The organism is Aliiroseovarius marinus (assembly GCF_050881025.1).
Lineage (GTDB): Bacteria > Pseudomonadota > Alphaproteobacteria > Rhodobacterales > Rhodobacteraceae > Aliiroseovarius > Aliiroseovarius marinus_A.
In genome coordinates, this window is the sequence record NZ_JBNNXQ010000001.1 from 663,139 (window position 1) to 681,392 (window position 18,254).

Genomic DNA, 18,254 nt, shown 5'->3' on the forward strand with positions numbered 1-18,254 from the left:
AACTCCTTACAGCTGATACCGGCGCATCCGGGTTTGGATGCCAAAAAGATAGAGGCAGACACCCACCAGGATGATCGCGAACATGGCACCAGCGATGGCCGATCCCATATGCGGGTCACCCAGTTGCAACTGGAAGCCAAAGAACGTCCGATACATGAACGTGCCAAGGATATCGGTCGAGAAATCTGGCCCCGCCAGCGCACCTTGCGCGGCATAGATCAGGTCGAACGCGTTGAAATTACCGACGAAAGTCAGGATCGAGATGATGCCGATGGACGGCAGGATCAGCGGAAGCTTAATCTTCCAAAAGGCCGACATGCCGGTGATCCCGTCAATCTCGCCCGCTTCCAGAACCTCTTCGGGGATCGACAAAAGGGCGGCGTAGATCAGCATCATCGGGATACCGACAAACTGCCAGACGGAAATCAGCGCAAGCGTGGTCAGCGCGTATTCTTCTTTGCCCAACCACGGCGCAAACAGAGATTTCAGACCCACCGCGTCCAGCATCGAAGGTGCAATACCCCAGATGGGCGACAGGATCAGTTTCCACGCGAAGCCAACAATCACGAAGCTCATGATCGTGGGAATAAATATGGCCGATCGGTAGAGCGCGGCGAACCGGAGCCTTGGATGGCTCAGGATGGCTGCCAGCGCGACGCCGATTGGGTTTTGGACCAGCATATGGACCAGAAAGAACCAGAAGTTATTGCCCAACGCGTTCCAAAACTGCTCCGACCAGATCGGGTCCCCGAACAGCGTGCGGAAATTCTGAAGCCCTACATAGACACGCGTTTGATCCACTTCGCTGAACAGCGACAAGCGCAACGTGTTGAACAGCGGGAAGATCATCACTGCCGTATAGACAAGCACCGCAGGGGCAAGGAACACGGCAATATGCCAACGGATACGAGGCTTTTGCATGGGAAACTCCGGGTGTGTGCCCGGACGCCATCAAAGCGTCCGGGTCGTTTGCAACAGAGGGAGGTTACTGTTGCGGTGCGTACCAGCTAGCCAGACCGTCTTGCAATTTCTGGCCAAGCTCTTCGGGCGACGAGGTGCCTTTGATGGCGGCAACCGATGCACCCCAGGTGTCATTTTCCAGGTTCGGCGTGCCACGCGACAGGATCTGGTATGTCGAGCGGATAGTGCTTTCGCACTCGCCGCGCCAGCCGACGATCTCTTTCGCCAGCGGGTCTTCCAGCTCAACAGGCGTGCTGGACAGCGGGAAGAAACCGGGCAAGGCGTTGCCGAAGATCGACGCGAACTCGGGGCTGGCGACCCAAGACAGGAAGGTTTTTGCCGCTTCCGGGTTGGCCGTCTTGGCGTTCATACCGATGCCGATATCGGTGTGGTCCGAGATATAGCAGGTGTCGCCCGCATTCTGGACGGGCGGCTTGAAGGCGCCCATTTCGAAGTCAACCAAAGCGTTGAAGCCCGAGATTTCCCACGAACCGGCCGGATAAACCGCAGCACGGCCCAGCGTGAACAGGTTCTGGCTGTCGGGATAGGTCTGGGCCTCATAGCCGTCCCCCAGATAGCCGCCCCATTTGGCGAGCGTCGCATAAGGCGCTACCCACTGCGGGTCGGTCAGTTTCTGTTCGCCTTTGATCAGCGCCAGACGACCTTCCTCACCTTTCCAATAGTTCGGACCGATGTTGTTGTAGCCCATGGTTGCGGCTTCCCACTGGTCGTTGGTGCCCATCGCCATCGGGATATAGCTGCCATCTTCCTTGATCTTATCGAGGGCGGCGAAGAACTCGGCTTCGGTGTTTGGAACTTCGATGCCCAGCTCGGCAAAGGCATCTTTATTGTAGATGAAGCCGTGGATCACCGATGCCATCGGCACGCAGAAGCTGGCCGAGCCATCATCGGTCTGCCACGCAGATTTCGCCACGTCCGAGAAGTTGCCCATGGCTTCCATGCCGCCCAGATCAGCCAGATGACCGGCATCATACAGCGCAAGCGAGGCGTCAAACGGGCGACAGGTGATCAGGTCACCGGCAGAGCCCGCGTCCAGCTTCGAGTTCAGAACTGCGTTATATTCCGCAGGGGCCGACGGGGTGAACTTCACCTTGATGCCGGGGTGTTCGGCCTCAAAGGCCGGAATAATCTTGTCCTGCCACAGGGTCAGGTCGTCATTGCGCCAGCTTTCGATGGTCAGCGTGACATCTTCAGCATAGGCGCTGGTCGCGACCAGCGCCGTTCCAGCAAGGGCCAGTGAGATAATGTTGCGTTTCATGTTTTCCTCCCAGGGGTTTGGTTATTGGTTTTTAAGTTTCTCCAGCACCGGACGCAGACGCCCTTTGCTGGAAATCAGTTGCGCCTGAGCGGCCTCAAGACCGCCCACGCCGCAGGCAATTAAAATGGCCGGCTTCACCTGACCGCCCGCCTGTGACAAGGCATCCGCAGCAACTGCATCATCCACAGCTGAAATCTGCGCCACGATCGTGCGCGCACGTGTGACAAGCTTGGCGTTGTCGGCGGTCAGGTTGACCATCATGCCGTCGTGAACATGACCCAGTTCGACTGCCATCAATGTCGACAGGCTGTTCAGCGCGATCTTTTGTGCGGTGCCCGCGCCCATGCGGGTCGACCCAGACAGAACTTCAGGCGGCGTCGCCAGCAAGATCGGATGGTCGGAAAGCTTCAGCAAAGGCGTGCCTGCATTGTTGGCGATGCCAATCACGGTGGCCCCCGCAGCTTTTGCAAGGCGGGCTGCTTCGAGTGTGTAAGGGGTTGTGCCACTGGCCGAGACGGCAATCACGCAATCTTGCGCCGTTATATCGTTCAGGCTGGCCTGTATCTGATCCGTTTCATCTTCTGTGCCACCCGGCATCTCGGCGCTGGTGGGCAATCCACCTGCCATGTGAATGCGTATCTGGGCAGGTGGGATGGAGAACGTCCCCCCCAACTCCATCGCATCGGCCGCGGCCATCAAACCGGAAGAGCCCGCCGCCACATAGTGCAAACGACCACCCTGCGCGATGCAGGTCGCCATCGATCGACTTGCTTGCGCAATAAAAGGGGCCGCCGCATCTACAGCGGCAGCGGCATCACCCTGCCCTTGCGAAAGAAGCACAGCAATCTCGTCCAGCGGCTGCTTATCCAGCCCCTTTGCGGCGACGTGCAATTGTTCCGTGACCTTTTGCGACACGCGATTCCCCCCTTGGATTGGCAAATAACATACCTATTAGATACCATTTGTCTACCATTTTGTTTTAGCCGCCCATCCACGGGCAAAGTTGGGCGCAAAACCAGCTATTTCGCGTAGGCAATTGCCAGTTGGCTCTTTCAATGTTCGAAAAGGTATTATATAGGTATCAGAATGAATCGCATGACGACCCATACCACTTCACCCGTTCTTGCCATTGATGGCGGCGGAACGCGCTGCCGCCTCGCCCTAAGGGACAGGCAGGAAGACGCGATTGTCGAACTTGGCTCAGCCAATGTCACAACGGATTTTGACGCTGGAATTTCAGAACTTATCCGCGGACTGGACCAACTTGCTGCGCGCACCGGTCTGTCTCTGGCCGCCTTGTCCAAATTTCCCGCCTATGTCGGGCTTGCAGGTGTCGCCGGTGAAGCCATTGCTGACCGGGCCGCCAAGGCGCTGCCATTCGAACATATCCTGGTTGAAGACGACCGCCCGTCCGCGCTTGTCGGTGCATTGGGCGCGAAAGACGGTATCGTGGCGCATTGTGGCACCGGATCATTTCTGGCCGCGCAGTCAGATGGACGTCGGAGATTTGCGGGTGGCTGGGGGCCCGTGCTGGGTGACCCGGCATCTGCGCAATGGGTAGGGCGACGCGGCCTGACAATGACATTGAACGCAGTGGATGGCATATGCGACCACAGCGCCTTGTCCCGGTATTTCCTTGACCGCTTCTCAGGCGCTGCAGGCATTGTTGCCTTTGCCGCAACCGCGCGCCCGTCTGAATTTGGGGCGCTAGCTCCGCAAGTGACAGCACATGCGGAAGACAAAGACCGGCTAGCCCGAAAAGTGATGCAAGAAGCCGGTGACAGCATCGCGGATGCTCTGCCAGTGTTGGGTTGGTTGCCCGGCATGACCATCTGCCTGACGGGCGGAATTGCCCCCCACTATGCACCATACCTGCCGGACACCATGCAAAGCTGCATCGCCGCCCCGCTGGGCAGCCCTTTGTCCGGCGCATTGGCACTGGCGCAAGCATTCAGCGAGGAGATCACCGCATGACCGCCTCTGATTTCCTCGACCCGCAAGCCTGGCTGGGGCAAAGCTCTGGCCCGCGTTACGTACAACTCCGCCGTCGCCTTGAAGACGCGATCGAACAGGGCATACTGCCTCCGGACAGCTCTTTGCCGCCCGAACGCGAAATTGCAGAGATCACGGACCTGTCACGCGTCACCGTGCGCAAGGCCATTCAAGAGCTGGTGAAATCTGGCATTGTCGAACAGCGGCAAGGGTCCGGGTCCTTTGTACGCGCCCCGGTGGCGCGGGTCGAACAGTCCCTGTCCCACCTGACTTCCTTCACCGAGGACATGAGGCGCCGGGGGCTTGAGACCACGTCGCGCTGGCTGGAACGTGGCGTTTTCATCCCATCGCCAGAAGAGGTGCTGACGCTGGGGCTTGCCACGGGCGATTCCGTCGCACGCATCTATCGTCTGCGCGAAGCCGGTGGCCAACCCATGGCGCTGGAACGCGCATCGCTGCCCATGGACATCCTGCCCAACCCGATCGAAGTATCGCGATCACTCTACGAAGTGCTTGAACAAAGCGGCAATCGCCCGGTTCGGGCCGTACAAAAGATCTCGGCGATAAATCTGGACCCCGAGGATGCAGATCTTCTGGGCGTGGCAGAAGGCACCGCCGGGCTGAGCATTCAGCGCATTTCCTATCTGGACAGTGGCCGCGTGGCCGAGCTGACCAAATCTGTCTATCGCGGCGACGCCTATGACTTCGTGGCCGAGCTGCGCCTCTCCAATTGAACAACATGAAGGCTGCCTGACATGTCAAACCAACCGACAACGCGCATGCGGCGCGAAATCAATGAAATTCCCGACGCTGTTGAACGGCTGTTGACCGAAGGGCGCGCGGGCGTTCTGGCCACGGCCGAGGAAATCCGCGCCTGCGACCCGCGTTTTCTTCTGTCCGTGGCACGTGGGTCATCGGATCACGCGGCAACCTATCTAAAATACGTAAGCGAGCTGCTTCTGGGCCTGCCGATGGCCTCGGTCGGACCGTCGGTCAAATCGATTTATGGCGTCGACGTGGCGGGCAAAGGGTCGCTCTGTATCTCGGTATCTCAGTCAGGCCAAAGCCCGGACATTGTGCGCCTGACAGAGGCCTTCGCCAAGACCGGCGCCTATACTGTGGCGATCACCAATGACGCCGACTCACCTTTGGCCAATGCGACCACGGCGACCCTGCCCATCCATGCCGGCCCAGAGCTGAGCGTGGCAGCGACCAAGACATTCGTCACCTCTCTTGTCGCCGGGCTTTGGCTTCTGGCGCAGTTAAAGGACGATGCCGAGCTGATCACAGCCATTCATGCATTGCCCCGACACCTTCAAGAGGCAACCGAATGCGACTGGTCCCCGGTAGTCGAAGCCGTCGACGGGCGGTCCCTGTTCACACTTGGGCGCGGACCAAGCTGGGCGATCTCGAATGAAGCGGCCCTGAAGTTCAAGGAAACCAGCCAAATCCATGCAGAAAGCTATTCGTCGGCCGAAGTGCTGCACGGTCCGGTTTCCATCGTCGAACCGGGTTTCCCTGTGATCGCGTTTGCCGCACAGGATGCGGCCGAAGACAGTGTCGCGGAAGTGGCAGATACGCTCGCCGACAAGGGGGCACTTGCCTTCGCGACCTCGAACCGGGTCAAATCGGCCACCTGCCTGCCCCATGTGCGCACCGATCACTGGATCACCGACCCGATCGCCTCGATCGTCTCGTTTTATGGCATGGTTGAAACCGTCGCGGCCCGCCGCGGGATCAACCCGGACACACCGCGCCACTTGAAGAAAGTGACAGAAACGGTATGACACAAACGGCGGTGACATTTCGCAATGGGCGCATCTTTGATGGGTCGGAATTCCACGACGCACACGCTGTCCGTTTCGAAAACGGCGTGCTGAGCGCTTTTGGCCGCGACACCGAAATCGAAGATATCGGCCAGGTAGTCGATCTGGCAGGGGACATCCTCAGCCCCGGCTATGTTGATCTGCAAGTCAATGGCGGCGACGGGATCATGCTGGGCGATGATCCATCGGTCCAAACCCTTGAACGCATGTCACGCGCCCATCGCGCATTGGGGGTCACTTGGTTTCTGCCCACCCTGATCACCGACACGGCTGAAAACACACGCGCGGCAATTGCCGCCACAACCGACGCCATCAGACAAAAGGTGCCGGGCATCGCAGGTCTTCATCTGGAAGGCCCGCACCTGTCCGTCACGCGCAAAGGGGCCCATGACGCGGCGCTGATCCGACCGATGCAGGATGATGACCTCTCCGAGCTTCTAAAGGCGGCAGCCACGCTGCCCTGCCTGAAAGTAACCATCGCTCCGGAAAATGTGTCCGAGGCGCAGGTTGCGGCCTTGGCCGATGCAGGCGTGCTGGTGTCACTTGGGCATACAGACGCGGACTATGACACCTGCAGGCGGTACATGGATGCGGGCGCGCGCTGCGTCACGCATCTGTTCAACGCAATGAGCCAACTGGGCAATCGCGAACCGGGCCTTGTGGGGGCCGCCCTGTCTGCCGGAGAGGTTTCGACAGGTTTGATTGCGGACTTGGTCCATGTCCACCCGGAAACCATCCGCGCTGCCTGGTCAGCAAAGACCGGTCCCGGGCGCATATTTCTGGTCAGCGACGCCATGGCCGTAGCGGGGTCTGACACAACAGAATTCCAACTGAACGGACGTACCATTCACCGCCAGGACGGTAAGCTGACACTGGACGATGGGACACTTGCCGGTGCAGACCTTGATCTGACCACGGCTATACGGATGCTGGTGACGAAGGTCGGTATGCCCCTTGCAGAAGCGCTTAGCGCGGCAACAAAATCCCCGACGCAACTGATCAAGATGCCAACAAAAGGCCCAACGGACCCAGATTGCAACCTGTCAGATCTGATACGGATTTCCCATGATCTCAGCAAATTGGAAATTCTTGGGTAAAGCTATCACCACCCTGCTCCCTATCCCAGACGTAGGTCGACAGAGCAGTAAGATCGGGCAGGACGCGCGAAACATGGATATGTTGCGCTGCGCCCGACCAATTCCCCGGCTCAGGTTAGAGGTCGGACGCTTTAGAAATCTAGGTTTTCCACGGAAAGCGCGTTTTGCTGAATGAACTCGCGGCGGGGTTCCACCACATCGCCCATCAGCTTGGTGAAGATGTCGTCAGCCTCGGACAAATCATCCACTTTTACCTGCAGAAGCGTGCGCGCTTCCGGGTCAAGCGTTGTTTCCCAAAGTTGATCGGGGTTCATCTCTCCCAGCCCTTTATAGCGCTGCAACGTCAGGCCCTTTTCCCCCTCGGCAAGAACGGCGTTCAACAGGCCGATCGGACCCTGAACCGTGATCTCGCGATCTTTGCGCGACAGCTGAGAGCTATCGCGATACACATCCCGCGTGTCCATCGATACTTCGGACAGGCGACGTGCTTCGCCTGAGCGCAGCACGGCACCATCCAGCGTGCGAATCTCTTCAACGCCACGCAGAATACGGGCCAGCCGAATGCCGTGATCCTGTGTGATCCGACCCTGCCAGCCACGCTCGTATTCCACTGCCACTTTGTCCAGCCGCGCTGCAACATCGTCTGCCACACGCTGCAAATCGGCATCTGCACGACCCGGATCAAACGCACCGGCAAGCGCGGCTTGTTCCAGAATATTGCGCGGATAATGCGTGGGGAAGGCATCCAGAATACGTTTGAACGTGCGCGCGCCATCAACCACACGCGCCAGATCTGCCCCGGCGATCTCTTCGCCGCTGGACAGGCGCAGAACGGTGCCCTCAATGCCCTGATCAATCAGGTAGTCCTCAAGAGCGGTCTGGTCTTTCACATAGACCTCGGACTTGCCACGCGCCACTTTGTAAAGCGGCGGCTGCGCGATGTAGAGATACCCGCCCTCGATCAGTTCCGGCATCTGGCGGAAGAAGAAGGTCAAGAGAAGCGTGCGAATATGCGCGCCATCCACATCCGCATCCGTCATGATGACGATCTTGTGGTAACGCAGCTTTTCGATGTTGAATTCGTCGCGACCAATGCCGGTGCCCAAAGCGGTGATCAGCGTGCCGATCTCCTGACTGGACAGCATCCGATCGAACCGCGCGCGTTCCACGTTCAGGATTTTACCGCGCAGAGGCAGAACAGCCTGATCATGGCGCGAACGACCTTGCTTTGCAGACCCGCCGGCAGAGTCACCCTCGACCAAGAAGATTTCACGTTTGGCCGGATCTTTTTCCTGACAATCCGCAAGCTTGCCGGGCAGCGATGCCACATCAAGCGTTGATTTCTTCCGCGTCATTTCACGGGCTTTGCGGGCGGCTTCGCGGGCCAACGCGGCCTCGATGATTTTGCCGACGATCATCCGCGCGATTTGCGGGTTCTCATCAAACCACTCTTGCAGCTTTTCGTTCATCAGACCTTCGACAGCAGGGCGCACTTCCGACGACACCAGTTTGTCCTTGGTTTGTGAACTGAACTTCGGGTCCGGCACTTTCACCGACAAAACACAAGTCAGACCTTCGCGCGCATCGTCCCCGGTGAAATTCACCTTTTCCTTTTTCGCCAATCCCGAAGAGTTGGCATAGAGGTTCAGCGTGCGCGTCAGCGCCCCACGGAAGCCCGCCAAATGCGTGCCGCCGTCGCGCTGAGGGATGTTGTTGGTGAAAGGCAGCACGTTCTCGTGATAGCCATCATTCCACCACATCGCGACCTCGACCCCGATGCCATCCTTTTCGCCGGTCACGAAAATCGGCTCTTCCATCAAAGGGGTCTTCGAGCGGTCAAGATACTTCACGAACTCCTTCACGCCACCATCATAGTGCAGCTCAGAGCGCAGCTTTTCGGCCGGACGTTCATCTTCGATGATGATGCGCACGCCGGAATTCAGGAAAGACAGTTCGCGCAGGCGATTTTCCAGCGTCTTGAACTGATAGTCGAGGTTCGAAAATGTGTCGGTCGAGGCCAGAAAGCGCACCTCGGTCCCGGTGCGGTCGCCACACTCGCCCACGACCTCAAGATGCTTCGCTGTCTCGCCGCGTTCAAAGCGCGCCACATGCTCTTTGCCGTCGCGCCAGATGCGCAGCTCCAGCCAGTCGGACAGGGCGTTCACAACGGACACACCAACGCCGTGCAGGCCGCCGGACACCTTGTAGGAATTCGAATCGAACTTCCCTCCGGCATGCAGCTGGGTCATGATCACCTCTGCGGCTGAAACGCCCTCTTCCGGGTGCGTGTCGACAGGAATGCCGCGCCCGTTGTCGCTGACCGACACGGAATTATCCGCATGGATCGTGACCGTAACCGCGTCGGCGTGACCGGCCAATGCTTCGTCGATGCCGTTATCCACGACCTCGTAAACCATATGATGCAGACCCGATCCGTCATCGGTGTCACCGATATACATGCCGGGGCGCTTGCGCACCGCCTCCAAGCCTTTGAGAACTTTGATGGATTCGGCGCCGTATTCGGCACCGTTCTGCGCGTCGTCAGTCATGTGGGACTTCCTGTTGTTCGTTCCGGAAAATATAGTGTTTCCGCACAGGATTGTCACGCATGTGACACAAGATTTAGCGGTTTTATGGCGATGTTTTTCCTAAAGCGTTTCGACGTATTGTTAAGGCACAATAGTCAGGCGAAACGCGCGGAACCTATTGATGTTGCGGGCGTTTCGAAATCAACTTTTGTCTCAAGCTAATCTCGAAACGCTTTAGACGAAAGGGATCACCAGTCCGACCATAACCAGCAGGCCTCCGGCCGCGTAGTTCATGTGCGTAAGTGCGCTCTCGGACGACAACAGAACACGGGCACGATCAACAAAATACGCCAGGATCAGATTGCCCACCAAGGGTACGATGAAGGACGCCACCGCGATCGCGATAATATCAACACCCGTCAGGCGCGAGAGGTCGAAGAACCCCGGCAAAACCCCCATGTAGAACAAAATGGCCTTGGGGTTTGACAAGATCACGATCAATCCCGCCACGAAACCTGCCAGCATACCTGGCCGCGTTAGCCGCCCGTCACCAGTCACTTTTTGGCCAGCCGACCGGATGATCGTGATACCAAGCCAAAGAAAGAAGAGTGCCGCGATGATGCGCAGCACCAACATCCCCCCTTCGACGCTGGCGGCCACCCAGCCCATGCCCAGCGCGGCCAAAACGGACCAGAAGATATCTCCGACCGCAACACCAAGCGTCAGCGGCCAGGCCTGCGCATATCCACCTGCCAAAACCCGTGCGACCAGCGCCACCCAGACCGGCCCCGGTGTCAAAAACAGAATGAACAGTCCAAATATGTAGAAGCCGAGTTCAGCGGGCGAGATTGTCATGCCAGGTGGCCGTCCTCATCCAGCGGCCAGTAAGGATTCATCGCATATTCCCAGACATGCCCGTCAGGGTCGGAGAAATATCCAGAATACCCACCCCAAAAGATTTTTTCAGGCCGGGTGACCACATTGCCCCCGGCGGTAATGGCCGCGTCGTAGGCCGCATCAACCTCGGCTTCTGTTGGAAAATTCTGCCCGAGAGTCATCGCGCCGGTTCCCAAACTCTGGACGGGGCGCTTCATGTCCTCGGAAAGCCCTTCAAGCGTATAAAAACCCAGTTTCATGCCATTCATGTCGTAAAAGGCCACCTTCTCCATCACTTCAGATGGCGACCAGCCGATTGCGCCGTAGAAGGAGACAGCACGGTCCAGATCCTTCACGCCCAACGTGATCAACGTAACCCGGTTGCTTTTCATCATGTCACCTCCTGCACATCCGAGATCCCATCGACCTCGGTCACTTCAAAATGGCTGGCGCGCGCACCCAGTTCGGCGAACAATTCCGGACCAGTGCCGGTCATGAAAGCCTGCGCGCCCAGCGCACAAATCTCGTCATAAAGCGCTGCGCGCCGTCCGGCATCCAAATGCGCGGCAACCTCGTCCAGCAACAAGATTGGCGGGGCGCCGAAGCTTTCTGCCAGTGCGCGCCCATTCGCCAATATCAACGACACCAATAGCGCTTTCTGCTCGCCCGTTGAACAATCCCGGGCAGCAATGCCCTTGGCCGCATAGACCGCCGCCAGATCACTGCGATGCGGGCCCACAAGCGTGCGGCCAGCCATCAGATCACGCGAACGGCTTTCCGCGAAAGCCAGCGCAAGATCTGCGCTGTCTTCGGGTAAATCCTCCCCAACCGGCTGGGTCATAGAGAGGTCCGCCACGGGAAATGCGGTCTCGGCCTCTTTCTGAGCTGATAGTAACTGCGCCACAGCCTGGTTTCGGTTGGCAATGATCATCGCCCCTGAGCGCGCCATCTGCGCCTCTAATGCGCCATACCATTGCCCATCCCGCTGCCCGTCTTTCAACAGCCTGTTGCGATCGCGCATGGCCTTTTCATAACTTAGAACAGCATCCGCATGCCCCGGCTCGAAGCTCATGGTCATACGGTCCAAAAACCGTCGCCGCCCTTCGGCGCCGTCCACCCAAAGCCGGTCCATCACCGGCACCAGCCAAACAACCCGCGCAATGCGCCCTAGCGCGACTTGCGGCGCGGTTTTTCCATCAATCTTCACCTGCCGGGACGTCCCGGCTTCGACCCAGGTTTCCACCTCGTGCACGTGATGAAGACTTTTCATCACGCCCGTGATTTTCCACCCCACGGCTTCAGGTTTGCGGATCATTTCGTCCAGACCCGCCCGGCGCAATCCACGCCCCGGCGACAACATAGACACCGCTTCGAGTATGTTGGTTTTGCCTGCCCCGTTGCGCCCATGCAGCACAACCGGGCGCCCATCCAGTGACAAGCGCGCCAGCTTATGGCTTCGGAAATGGCTGAGTGTCAGCTCGCGAAGGGCGAGTGTCATCGCGCCCTCCTTGTCAGCGGTTCAATGACGGACAGGTCACACACGCATGGGCATGACAACATAAACGGCGCTGGTGTCATTGCCTTCGCGCATCAGGGTGGGGTCACCGGACGAATTGAACATGAAGACAGCGTTTTCACGGTCCACCTGGCTGGCGATCTCGAGCAGGTACTTCGCATTAAACCCAATCTCGAGCCGTTCGTCATTGTACGCGACGACCAGCTCTTCCTCGGCCGCGCCCGCGTCAGGCGCGTTCACCGAAAGCACCAGCCTGTCTTCGTCCAACTGCAGCTTGACGGCACGCGACCGTTCGGAAGACACGGTGGCAACGCGGTCGACGGCCTGCGCAAATTCGCTAGCATCCACTTCAAGCTTGCGGGTGTTTCCGGCAGGGATCACGCGCGTGTAGTCAGGGAAGGTGCCGTCGATGACTTTCGAGGTCAGAGTGATCGCAGGGGTTGCAAAACGCACCTTGGTTTCCGAGACCGACACAGCAATCACCGCTTCGTCATCATCCAGAAGCTTGCGCAGCTCGCCCACGGTTTTGCGCGGGACGATCACGCCGGGCATTTCTTCGGCACCCGCAGGCAGATCCGCATCAATGCGCGCAAGACGGTGACCATCCGTGGCCACGCAGCGCAGCACCTTGCCGCCATCTGCGTCAGACACATGCATATAGACGCCGTTCAGATAATACCGCGTTTCCTCGGTCGAAATGGCAAATTTGGACTTGTCGAACAGGCGGCGCAGCACCGGTGCCGGGGCCGAGAAGTTGGCCGAGTATTCGGACGACGCCATCACCGGGAAGTCTTCCTTCGGCAGGGTGGCCAGCGAGAAGTTCGAGCGCCCCGCCTCGACGCTAAGACGCCCGGTGGCGCCGTCATCAGTCAGCTGAACAAGCGCACCATCGGGCAGCTTGCGGACAATCTCGTGCAGGGTCACGGCGGACACGGTGGTTGCCCCTGCGCGCTCAACCATCGCAGCGGTTTTGTCGACAACTTCAATATCCAGATCGGTTGCCCGGAACGACACGCTGTCGCCCTCGGCCTCGATCAGAACATTGGCCAGAATCGGAATGGTGTTGCGGCGTTCTACAACTGATTGCGCCTGTGCCACGGCTTTCAACAGTGCGCCGCGTTCAATACTGATCTTCATATCCCACTCCTGACAGATACCTGGGCCGCGCGCAGCTATCGCGCGCCGCCCGGCTCAATTTGTTACCCGGAATGTCCATTGGTTTGTCGGGCGGGTCAAGGCCTTAAGGCCCAAAACCCACCCTTGCAAGCACCCTGTCAGGCTTCCAGCGCGCGGCGCAGAAGCTCCAGATCCTCGGCAATCTGATCGTCGATGCCCTTCAGCTCGTCGATCCGCTTGACGCCATGCATGACCGTTGTGTGATCACGACCGCCAAACCGGCGACCGATCTCGGGCAGTGACCGCGAGGTCATGTGCTTGGCCAGATACATCGCCACCTGCCGCGGGCGGGCAATGGTGCGCACGCGCTTGGGGCCAATCATATCGGACAGGCGAATGTTGTAATGCTCAGACACTTTGCGCTGAATTTCCTCGACCGTGACCTTGCGATCTGACGCGCGCAAAATGTCACCAAGGCAATCCTGTGCCAACTCCAGCGTGATCTCGCGACCCACCAGCGAGGCGAAAGCAAACAGCCGCATCAAAGCACCTTCAAGCACCCGCACATTGGTCGAGATGCGATGCGCCAGGAACTCCAGCACGCCGTCGGCAATCACCAGACCCTTGTATTGCTCGCGATAAGCGTTGACCTTGTTTTGCAACACACCCAGACGCAACTCGTAGTCGGTCGGGTGCAGATCCACCACAAGGCCGCATTGCAGACGGCTTTTGATGCGATCTTCAAGGTCCTTGATCTCGCCCGGGGCGCGGTCAGCAGAAATGATGATCTGTTTGTTCTGATCCACCAGCGCATTGAACGTGTGGAAGAACTCTTCCTGCGTCGAATCCTTGCCGGCGATGAACTGAACGTCATCCACCATCAGAACATCAACCGAGCGGAACAGCTGTTTGAAATCCATCATCTGCTTTTCGCGGATCGCCTGAACAAAGCGATACATGAACTGTTCGGCCGACAGGTAAACAACGCGCAGTTCGGGCTGGCGGGTCTTCATTTCATGGGCAATGGCGTGCATCAGGTGGGTCTTGCCCAGCCCAACGCCGCCGTAAAGAAACAGCGGATTGAAGGTGACCGGGCCACCCTCGGCCACGCGGCGCGCGGCGGCATGGGCCAGCTCGTTAGGCTTGCCGACCACGAAACTGTCAAAGGTGAACCGCGCATCCAGCGCCGCACCGGGCAGGTCATCGTGATCATCTGACACAGCCGCGGCAGCAGCACCAACACCATTGGTCTTGGCAACCGCGGCTGGCTTTTCAGCCGCACCGGATTTGGGGACTGAGAACATCAGACGATTGACCGACAGTCCCGCGCCAATCATGTAGCTCAGGATTTTGTCGCCGAAATTGCGTTCCACCCAATTGCCCATGAAATTGGTTGGCACCAGAAAGGTCGCCACCCCGTTGTCCAGCTGTGCAAATTCAAGGGGCTCAATCCAGTTGGTATAGTTGTTCTGTCCCACTGCTTTCTGCAGCTTGTTACGGACCTGTCCCCATTCTTCGTTTGTCATATTACCTCGACCCGAGCTCTTCTTTTTAAGACCGTTCGCAAGCAGTCTCTTCAAACCAAAACCTACACGCGCAGAAATGCGCACACGGATCACATCGATGGTCCTGCCTCGCCAGAACCATCACCAACAACGCCACAAGGCAAACGCACAGCAAAACGGATTTGCCGTTACGTGCCCGATAGGCCACGAGACTTGATGTCGCTCAGGCGTGTGCGTCCCAAAGCACGCGCCTCCCCCTCTGTATCTGTCCGTCACCTAACGGCAACCTCGGCAGATACCGATGGTCGAATCCCTGATGATACGCAAAAGGCGGATCGCCAAGCAGCAGTCAACAACTTAACCCATTAAAAATCAACGGGTTAGTCTAAAGTTTTATCATAGTCCCAAGTCGGCGATGTGAATCGCTGAGGGCAAGCTAGCAATCTGCCAGCGGGCCACGCAACACATCTTCGCGCTTGACTCTGACTTTGGAAAAACGAATCCCAAGCCGCTTACACAATTCCGATCTTCAGCACCAAAAATGCAAAAAGAGCGTGCCCGTCTGGACACGCTCTTTTTGTTTTTCACCTGCACCCTTTCGGTGCAGAATCACGCTTAGGCCAGGGCCTTCACGCGTGCGGCCAAGCGCGAAACTTTACGCGCGGCGGTGTTCTTGTGGTAGACGCCTTTGGTCACACCGCGCATCAGCTCAGGCTGAGCAGCTTTCAGGGCAGCAGCGGCTGCATCCTTGTCGCCCGAAGCGATGGCTTCTTCAACGGCGCGCAGATAGGTGCGGATGCGCGAACGGCGGGCTTTGTTTACAGCGAAGCGACGCTCGTTCTGACGGGCGCGTTTTTTAGCTTGGGGCGAATTTGCCATGTGTCTGATCCCTCTTTCGGGTGTGTTTGCGTTGTCTAAGCTGCGCGTACAGCACCCGACCGGGTTCAGAACCGGTGATTCTGGCCTAAGCGGGCCTCACGCGCATGGATGGGCTGCCCTTTAAGCCATTTCGGCCGCAAAGGGAAGCCCTGTTTCTTTACTTGTCGCGGAACTGCGGTTCGCGCTTCTCGGTGAAGGCGGCCATGCCCTCTTTCTGATCCTCGGTCGCGAAAAGCGAATGGAACACGCGGCGTTCAAACAAGATGCCCTCGGTCAGGGGCAGTTGCTCGGCACGGTTTACCGATTCCTTGATCGCCATCACGGTGACCATGGATTTCTCGGCGATCTTGGCCGCGGCCGACATGGCTTCGTCCATCAGCTTCTTGGCGGGCACCACGCGGCTGACCAGCCCCGAACGCTCGGCTTCTTCAGCATCCATGAAGCGGCCTGTCAGGTTCATGTCCATAGATTTGGCGCGTCCAACCAGTTTGGTCAGGCGCTGCGTGCCACCCATGCCGGCCATCACGCCCAGGTTCACCTCGGGCTGGCCAAACTTGGCGGTGTCAGAGGCAATGATGAAGTCGCACATCATGGCCAGCTCACACCCGCCGCCCAGCGCGTAGCCAGATACGGCTGCGATGATCGGCTTGCGGATACGCATGATGGCGTCTTCTTCTGGTGTGAACAGATCGCCGGTGAACACGTCGACGAAGCTTTTCTCGGCCATCATCTTGATGTCAGCGCCGGCTGCGAAAGCCTTTTCAGACCCGGTGACGACGATGCAGCGCACTTTGTCATTGGCCTGGGCTTCGGCCAGGGCCTCGCCCAGCTCGCCCAAAAGCTCCAGGTTCAGCGCGTTCAGCGCGTCGGGCCTGTTCAGTTTGATCAGCGTGACGTGATCTTCGGTCTCTACGATGATATTCTTGTAGGCCATGGTTCCCCTTGCCTTTGTCCCAAGTCATTGGCCGGAATACGTAGCACGCCCGACCGTTCATTCAAGTTATCTTTGGCATTGCGCACAATAGAAAGTCGAGCGTCCGGATTGCACGATTCGCCGGATTTCCGCCTCGCAGCCCGAAGTGACGCAACGTTCACCCTCGCGGCCATAGACCCGGAAACTGTGTTGAAAATAACCAAGATCACCATCCGCCTGCCGGTGATCGCGCAAGGATGAGCCGCCGCTCTCAATCGCCTCTGACAGCACGTCGCGAATGATCGGAACCAGCCCCGCCACTCGGGTTTCGGCAATGCGCCCCGCCTTGCGCGTGGGGTGAATACCGGCCCGAAACAACACTTCACAGACATAAATATTCCCAAGGCCCGCGATGATTCCCTGATCCAAAAGAGCGGTTTTAATGGGCGTGTTCTTTCCCCGGAACGCCTCGATCAAATACGCCCCGTCAAACTGATTGCCTAAGGGCTCAGGCCCCAGAACCCGTATCAGTTTGTGATCATCCAGCGCATCGGTCTGGCACAGATCCATCGCCCCGAACCGCCGCGCATCGTTGAACGTGACCCGCGCCCCATTTTCCATGTGAAACACTACGTGGTCGTGTTTCTCCAACGGGGGATGATCATGATGGTACTTGCCCAGCGCGCGACCGGTGATCTGCATCCGGCCTGACATGCCAAGATGCACAATCAGCGTCTCGCCCGTGTTCAGATCTATCAGCAGGTATTTCGACCGCCGCCCCAGCCGCTCAATGCGCGCACCCGACAGCCGGTCCGCCATCCGGTCGGGAAAGGGCCAGCGCAGCCCTTCGCGGCGCACTTCGGCACGTTTGATGACGCTGTCCTGCATCACCGGGGTCAGCCCGCGGCGAACTGTCTCGACCTCTGGTAATTCCGGCATGGTTCAAGCCTCTCCATTGTGCGCGCCCCACTGTCACGATAAGAGGGAGCAACTGCAAGGATTGGGCAAGCCAGATGAGCACATCCGACACCAGAAAAACCCATTTCGGGTTCAAAACTGTCGACGAAGACCAAAAGGCCGGCATGGTCCATGGCGTCTTTACCAACGTAGCTTCGAAATATGACATCATGAATGACGTGATGTCCGTGGGCATTCACCGGGTCTGGAAAGACGCAATGATGGATTGGCTCGCCCCGCGCGACGGGCAGCGCCTGTTGGACGTGGCTGGCGGCACGGGCGACATTTCGTTCCGTTTTCTGGGGCGCGCGCCCGGCGCTGAAGCGGTCGTTTTGGACATGACCGAAAGCATGCTGGTCGAAGGGCGCAAACGTGCCGAGGCCGGAAATCTGGCCGACAAGCTGGACTGGGTTGTGGGCGACGCCATGGCCCTGCCGTTCGAAGACAACAGCTTTGACCGCTATACGATCAGCTTCGGTATTCGCAACGTGACCCGCATTCCCGACGCTTTGCGCGAAGCTTACCGCGTGCTGAAGCCCGGCGGTCGCCTGATGGTGCTGGAGTTCAGCCAGCTGCCCAATGACGGGATGCAAAAGCTTTATGACCTTTATTCCTTCAACGTCATCCCGCGCATGGGCAAGATGATCGCGGATGACTACGACAGCTATCAGTATCTGGTGGAATCGATCCGCAAATTCCCCGATCAGGACACTTTCCTGCAGATGATCCGTGACGCAGGGTTCGAGAACGCGAAATACCGCAACCTGTCGATGGGGATCGCGGCGATGCATTCGGGCTGGAAAATCTAAG

Annotated in this window: 17 protein-coding genes; 5 read left to right on the forward strand and 12 right to left on the reverse strand. The window is 58.5% G+C overall.

Annotated features, from left to right (window positions below; translation table 11 throughout):
• Positions 1-6 precede the first annotated feature (6 nt).
• From ACRY08_RS03095 to ACRY08_RS03105, 3 genes are all read right to left on the reverse strand, one after another.
• Positions 7-921 carry a carbohydrate ABC transporter permease gene (locus tag ACRY08_RS03095; protein ID WP_432448380.1) on the reverse strand — a complete coding sequence of 305 codons (915 nt, stop codon included), beginning with the start codon at positions 919-921 and terminating at the stop codon, positions 7-9.
• A 64-nt stretch (positions 922-985) separates the two neighbouring features.
• Positions 986-2,239: an ABC transporter substrate-binding protein gene (locus ACRY08_RS03100; RefSeq protein WP_432448381.1), complete on the reverse strand. Its 1,254-nt coding sequence runs from the start codon at positions 2,237-2,239 to the stop codon at positions 986-988.
• A gap of 21 nt (positions 2,240-2,260) precedes the next feature.
• Positions 2,261-3,154, reverse strand: coding sequence for an N-acetylmuramic acid 6-phosphate etherase (locus ACRY08_RS03105; RefSeq protein ID WP_432448382.1), 894 nt, complete (start codon positions 3,152-3,154; stop codon positions 2,261-2,263).
• Between the two features lie 171 nt (positions 3,155-3,325).
• On the opposite strand from ACRY08_RS03105, the gene ACRY08_RS03110 reads away from it, so the two are divergent.
• From ACRY08_RS03110 to nagA, 4 genes are read left to right on the forward strand one after another with little or no spacing between them, the layout of a single operon-like run.
• Positions 3,326-4,213: a BadF/BadG/BcrA/BcrD ATPase family protein gene (locus tag ACRY08_RS03110; RefSeq protein ID WP_432448383.1), complete on the forward strand. Its 888-nt coding sequence runs from the start codon at positions 3,326-3,328 to the stop codon at positions 4,211-4,213.
• A complete protein-coding gene (locus ACRY08_RS03115; protein ID WP_432448384.1) occupies positions 4,210-4,965 on the forward strand; it encodes a GntR family transcriptional regulator in 756 nt (251 codons plus the stop codon). Before ACRY08_RS03110 ends, ACRY08_RS03115 begins: the two co-directional genes overlap by 4 nt.
• Before the next feature lie 21 nt (positions 4,966-4,986).
• Positions 4,987-6,018, forward strand: coding sequence for an SIS domain-containing protein (locus ACRY08_RS03120; RefSeq protein WP_432448385.1), 1,032 nt, complete (start codon positions 4,987-4,989; stop codon positions 6,016-6,018).
• Positions 6,015-7,154, forward strand: coding sequence for an N-acetylglucosamine-6-phosphate deacetylase (gene nagA / locus ACRY08_RS03125; protein ID WP_432448386.1), 1,140 nt, complete (start codon positions 6,015-6,017; stop codon positions 7,152-7,154). The genes ACRY08_RS03120 and nagA overlap by 4 nt, the downstream gene beginning before the upstream one ends.
• Before the next feature lie 131 nt (positions 7,155-7,285).
• On the opposite strand, the gene gyrB is transcribed toward nagA, so the two are convergent.
• The 9 genes from gyrB to mutM all read right to left on the reverse strand — a co-directional run bounded on the left by gyrB (position 7,286) and on the right by mutM (position 17,426).
• Positions 7,286-9,703 carry a DNA topoisomerase (ATP-hydrolyzing) subunit B gene (gene gyrB / locus ACRY08_RS03130; protein ID WP_432448387.1) on the reverse strand — a complete coding sequence of 806 codons (2,418 nt, stop codon included), beginning with the start codon at positions 9,701-9,703 and terminating at the stop codon, positions 7,286-7,288.
• 213 nt (positions 9,704-9,916) lie between these two features.
• Positions 9,917-10,537, reverse strand: coding sequence for a LysE family translocator (locus tag ACRY08_RS03135; RefSeq protein WP_432448388.1), 621 nt, complete (start codon positions 10,535-10,537; stop codon positions 9,917-9,919).
• A complete protein-coding gene (locus ACRY08_RS03140) occupies positions 10,534-10,950 on the reverse strand; it encodes a VOC family protein (protein ID WP_432448839.1) in 417 nt (138 codons plus the stop codon). Before ACRY08_RS03140 ends, ACRY08_RS03135 begins: the two co-directional genes overlap by 4 nt.
• Entirely contained in the window at positions 10,950-12,056 is a 1,107-nt protein-coding gene (recF, locus tag ACRY08_RS03145; protein ID WP_432448389.1) for a DNA replication/repair protein RecF, read from the reverse strand. The genes ACRY08_RS03140 and recF overlap by 1 nt, the downstream gene beginning before the upstream one ends.
• Before the next feature lie 36 nt (positions 12,057-12,092).
• On the reverse strand, positions 12,093-13,211 hold the full coding sequence (gene dnaN / locus ACRY08_RS03150; RefSeq protein WP_432448390.1) for a DNA polymerase III subunit beta: 1,119 nt from the start codon (positions 13,209-13,211) through the stop codon (positions 12,093-12,095).
• Positions 13,212-13,348: 137 nt separating this feature from the next.
• Positions 13,349-14,716: a chromosomal replication initiator protein DnaA gene (dnaA, locus tag ACRY08_RS03155; protein ID WP_432448391.1), complete on the reverse strand. Its 1,368-nt coding sequence runs from the start codon at positions 14,714-14,716 to the stop codon at positions 13,349-13,351.
• Between the two features lie 594 nt (positions 14,717-15,310).
• Entirely contained in the window at positions 15,311-15,574 is a 264-nt protein-coding gene (rpsT, locus tag ACRY08_RS03160; RefSeq protein WP_432448392.1) for a 30S ribosomal protein S20, read from the reverse strand.
• 157 nt (positions 15,575-15,731) lie between these two features.
• Complete coding sequence (locus ACRY08_RS03165; protein ID WP_432448393.1) at positions 15,732-16,508, reverse strand: enoyl-CoA hydratase; 777 nt, start codon at positions 16,506-16,508, stop codon at positions 15,732-15,734.
• Between the two features lie 66 nt (positions 16,509-16,574).
• Positions 16,575-17,426: a bifunctional DNA-formamidopyrimidine glycosylase/DNA-(apurinic or apyrimidinic site) lyase gene (gene mutM, locus ACRY08_RS03170; protein ID WP_432448394.1), complete on the reverse strand. Its 852-nt coding sequence runs from the start codon at positions 17,424-17,426 to the stop codon at positions 16,575-16,577.
• A 74-nt stretch (positions 17,427-17,500) separates the two neighbouring features.
• Here mutM and ubiE point away from each other — a divergent pair, with 74 nt between their 5' ends.
• Positions 17,501-18,253 (forward strand): bifunctional demethylmenaquinone methyltransferase/2-methoxy-6-polyprenyl-1,4-benzoquinol methylase UbiE, encoded by a 753-nt coding sequence (gene ubiE, locus ACRY08_RS03175; RefSeq protein ID WP_432448395.1) that lies wholly within the window; start codon positions 17,501-17,503, stop codon positions 18,251-18,253.
• The last annotated feature ends 1 nt before the right edge of the window (position 18,254 follow it).

Bases quoted from the DNA above. Each gene is read 5' to 3' on its own strand.
- ACRY08_RS03095 (WP_432448380.1), bottom strand. From the start codon at position 921: ATGCAAAAGCCTCGTATCCGTTGGCATATTGCCGTGTTCCTTGCCCCT.
- ACRY08_RS03100 (WP_432448381.1), bottom strand. From the start codon at position 2,239: ATGAAACGCAACATTATCTCACTGGCCCTTGCTGGAACGGCGCTGGTC.
- ACRY08_RS03110 (WP_432448383.1), top strand. From the start codon at position 3,326: ATGAATCGCATGACGACCCATACCACTTCACCCGTTCTTGCCATTGAT.
- ACRY08_RS03115 (WP_432448384.1), top strand. From the start codon at position 4,210: ATGACCGCCTCTGATTTCCTCGACCCGCAAGCCTGGCTGGGGCAAAGC.
- ACRY08_RS03120 (WP_432448385.1), top strand. From the start codon at position 4,987: ATGTCAAACCAACCGACAACGCGCATGCGGCGCGAAATCAATGAAATT.
- nagA (WP_432448386.1), top strand. From the start codon at position 6,015: ATGACACAAACGGCGGTGACATTTCGCAATGGGCGCATCTTTGATGGG.
- gyrB (WP_432448387.1), bottom strand. From the start codon at position 9,703: ATGACTGACGACGCGCAGAACGGTGCCGAATACGGCGCCGAATCCATC.
- ACRY08_RS03135 (WP_432448388.1), bottom strand. From the start codon at position 10,537: ATGACAATCTCGCCCGCTGAACTCGGCTTCTACATATTTGGACTGTTC.
- ACRY08_RS03140 (WP_432448839.1), bottom strand. From the start codon at position 10,950: ATGAAAAGCAACCGGGTTACGTTGATCACGTTGGGCGTGAAGGATCTG.
- recF (WP_432448389.1), bottom strand. From the start codon at position 12,056: ATGACACTCGCCCTTCGCGAGCTGACACTCAGCCATTTCCGAAGCCAT.
- dnaN (WP_432448390.1), bottom strand. From the start codon at position 13,211: ATGAAGATCAGTATTGAACGCGGCGCACTGTTGAAAGCCGTGGCACAG.
- dnaA (WP_432448391.1), bottom strand. From the start codon at position 14,716: ATGACAAACGAAGAATGGGGACAGGTCCGTAACAAGCTGCAGAAAGCA.
- rpsT (WP_432448392.1), bottom strand. From the start codon at position 15,574: ATGGCAAATTCGCCCCAAGCTAAAAAACGCGCCCGTCAGAACGAGCGT.
- ACRY08_RS03165 (WP_432448393.1), bottom strand. From the start codon at position 16,508: ATGGCCTACAAGAATATCATCGTAGAGACCGAAGATCACGTCACGCTG.
- mutM (WP_432448394.1), bottom strand. From the start codon at position 17,426: ATGCCGGAATTACCAGAGGTCGAGACAGTTCGCCGCGGGCTGACCCCG.
- ubiE (WP_432448395.1), top strand. From the start codon at position 17,501: ATGAGCACATCCGACACCAGAAAAACCCATTTCGGGTTCAAAACTGTC.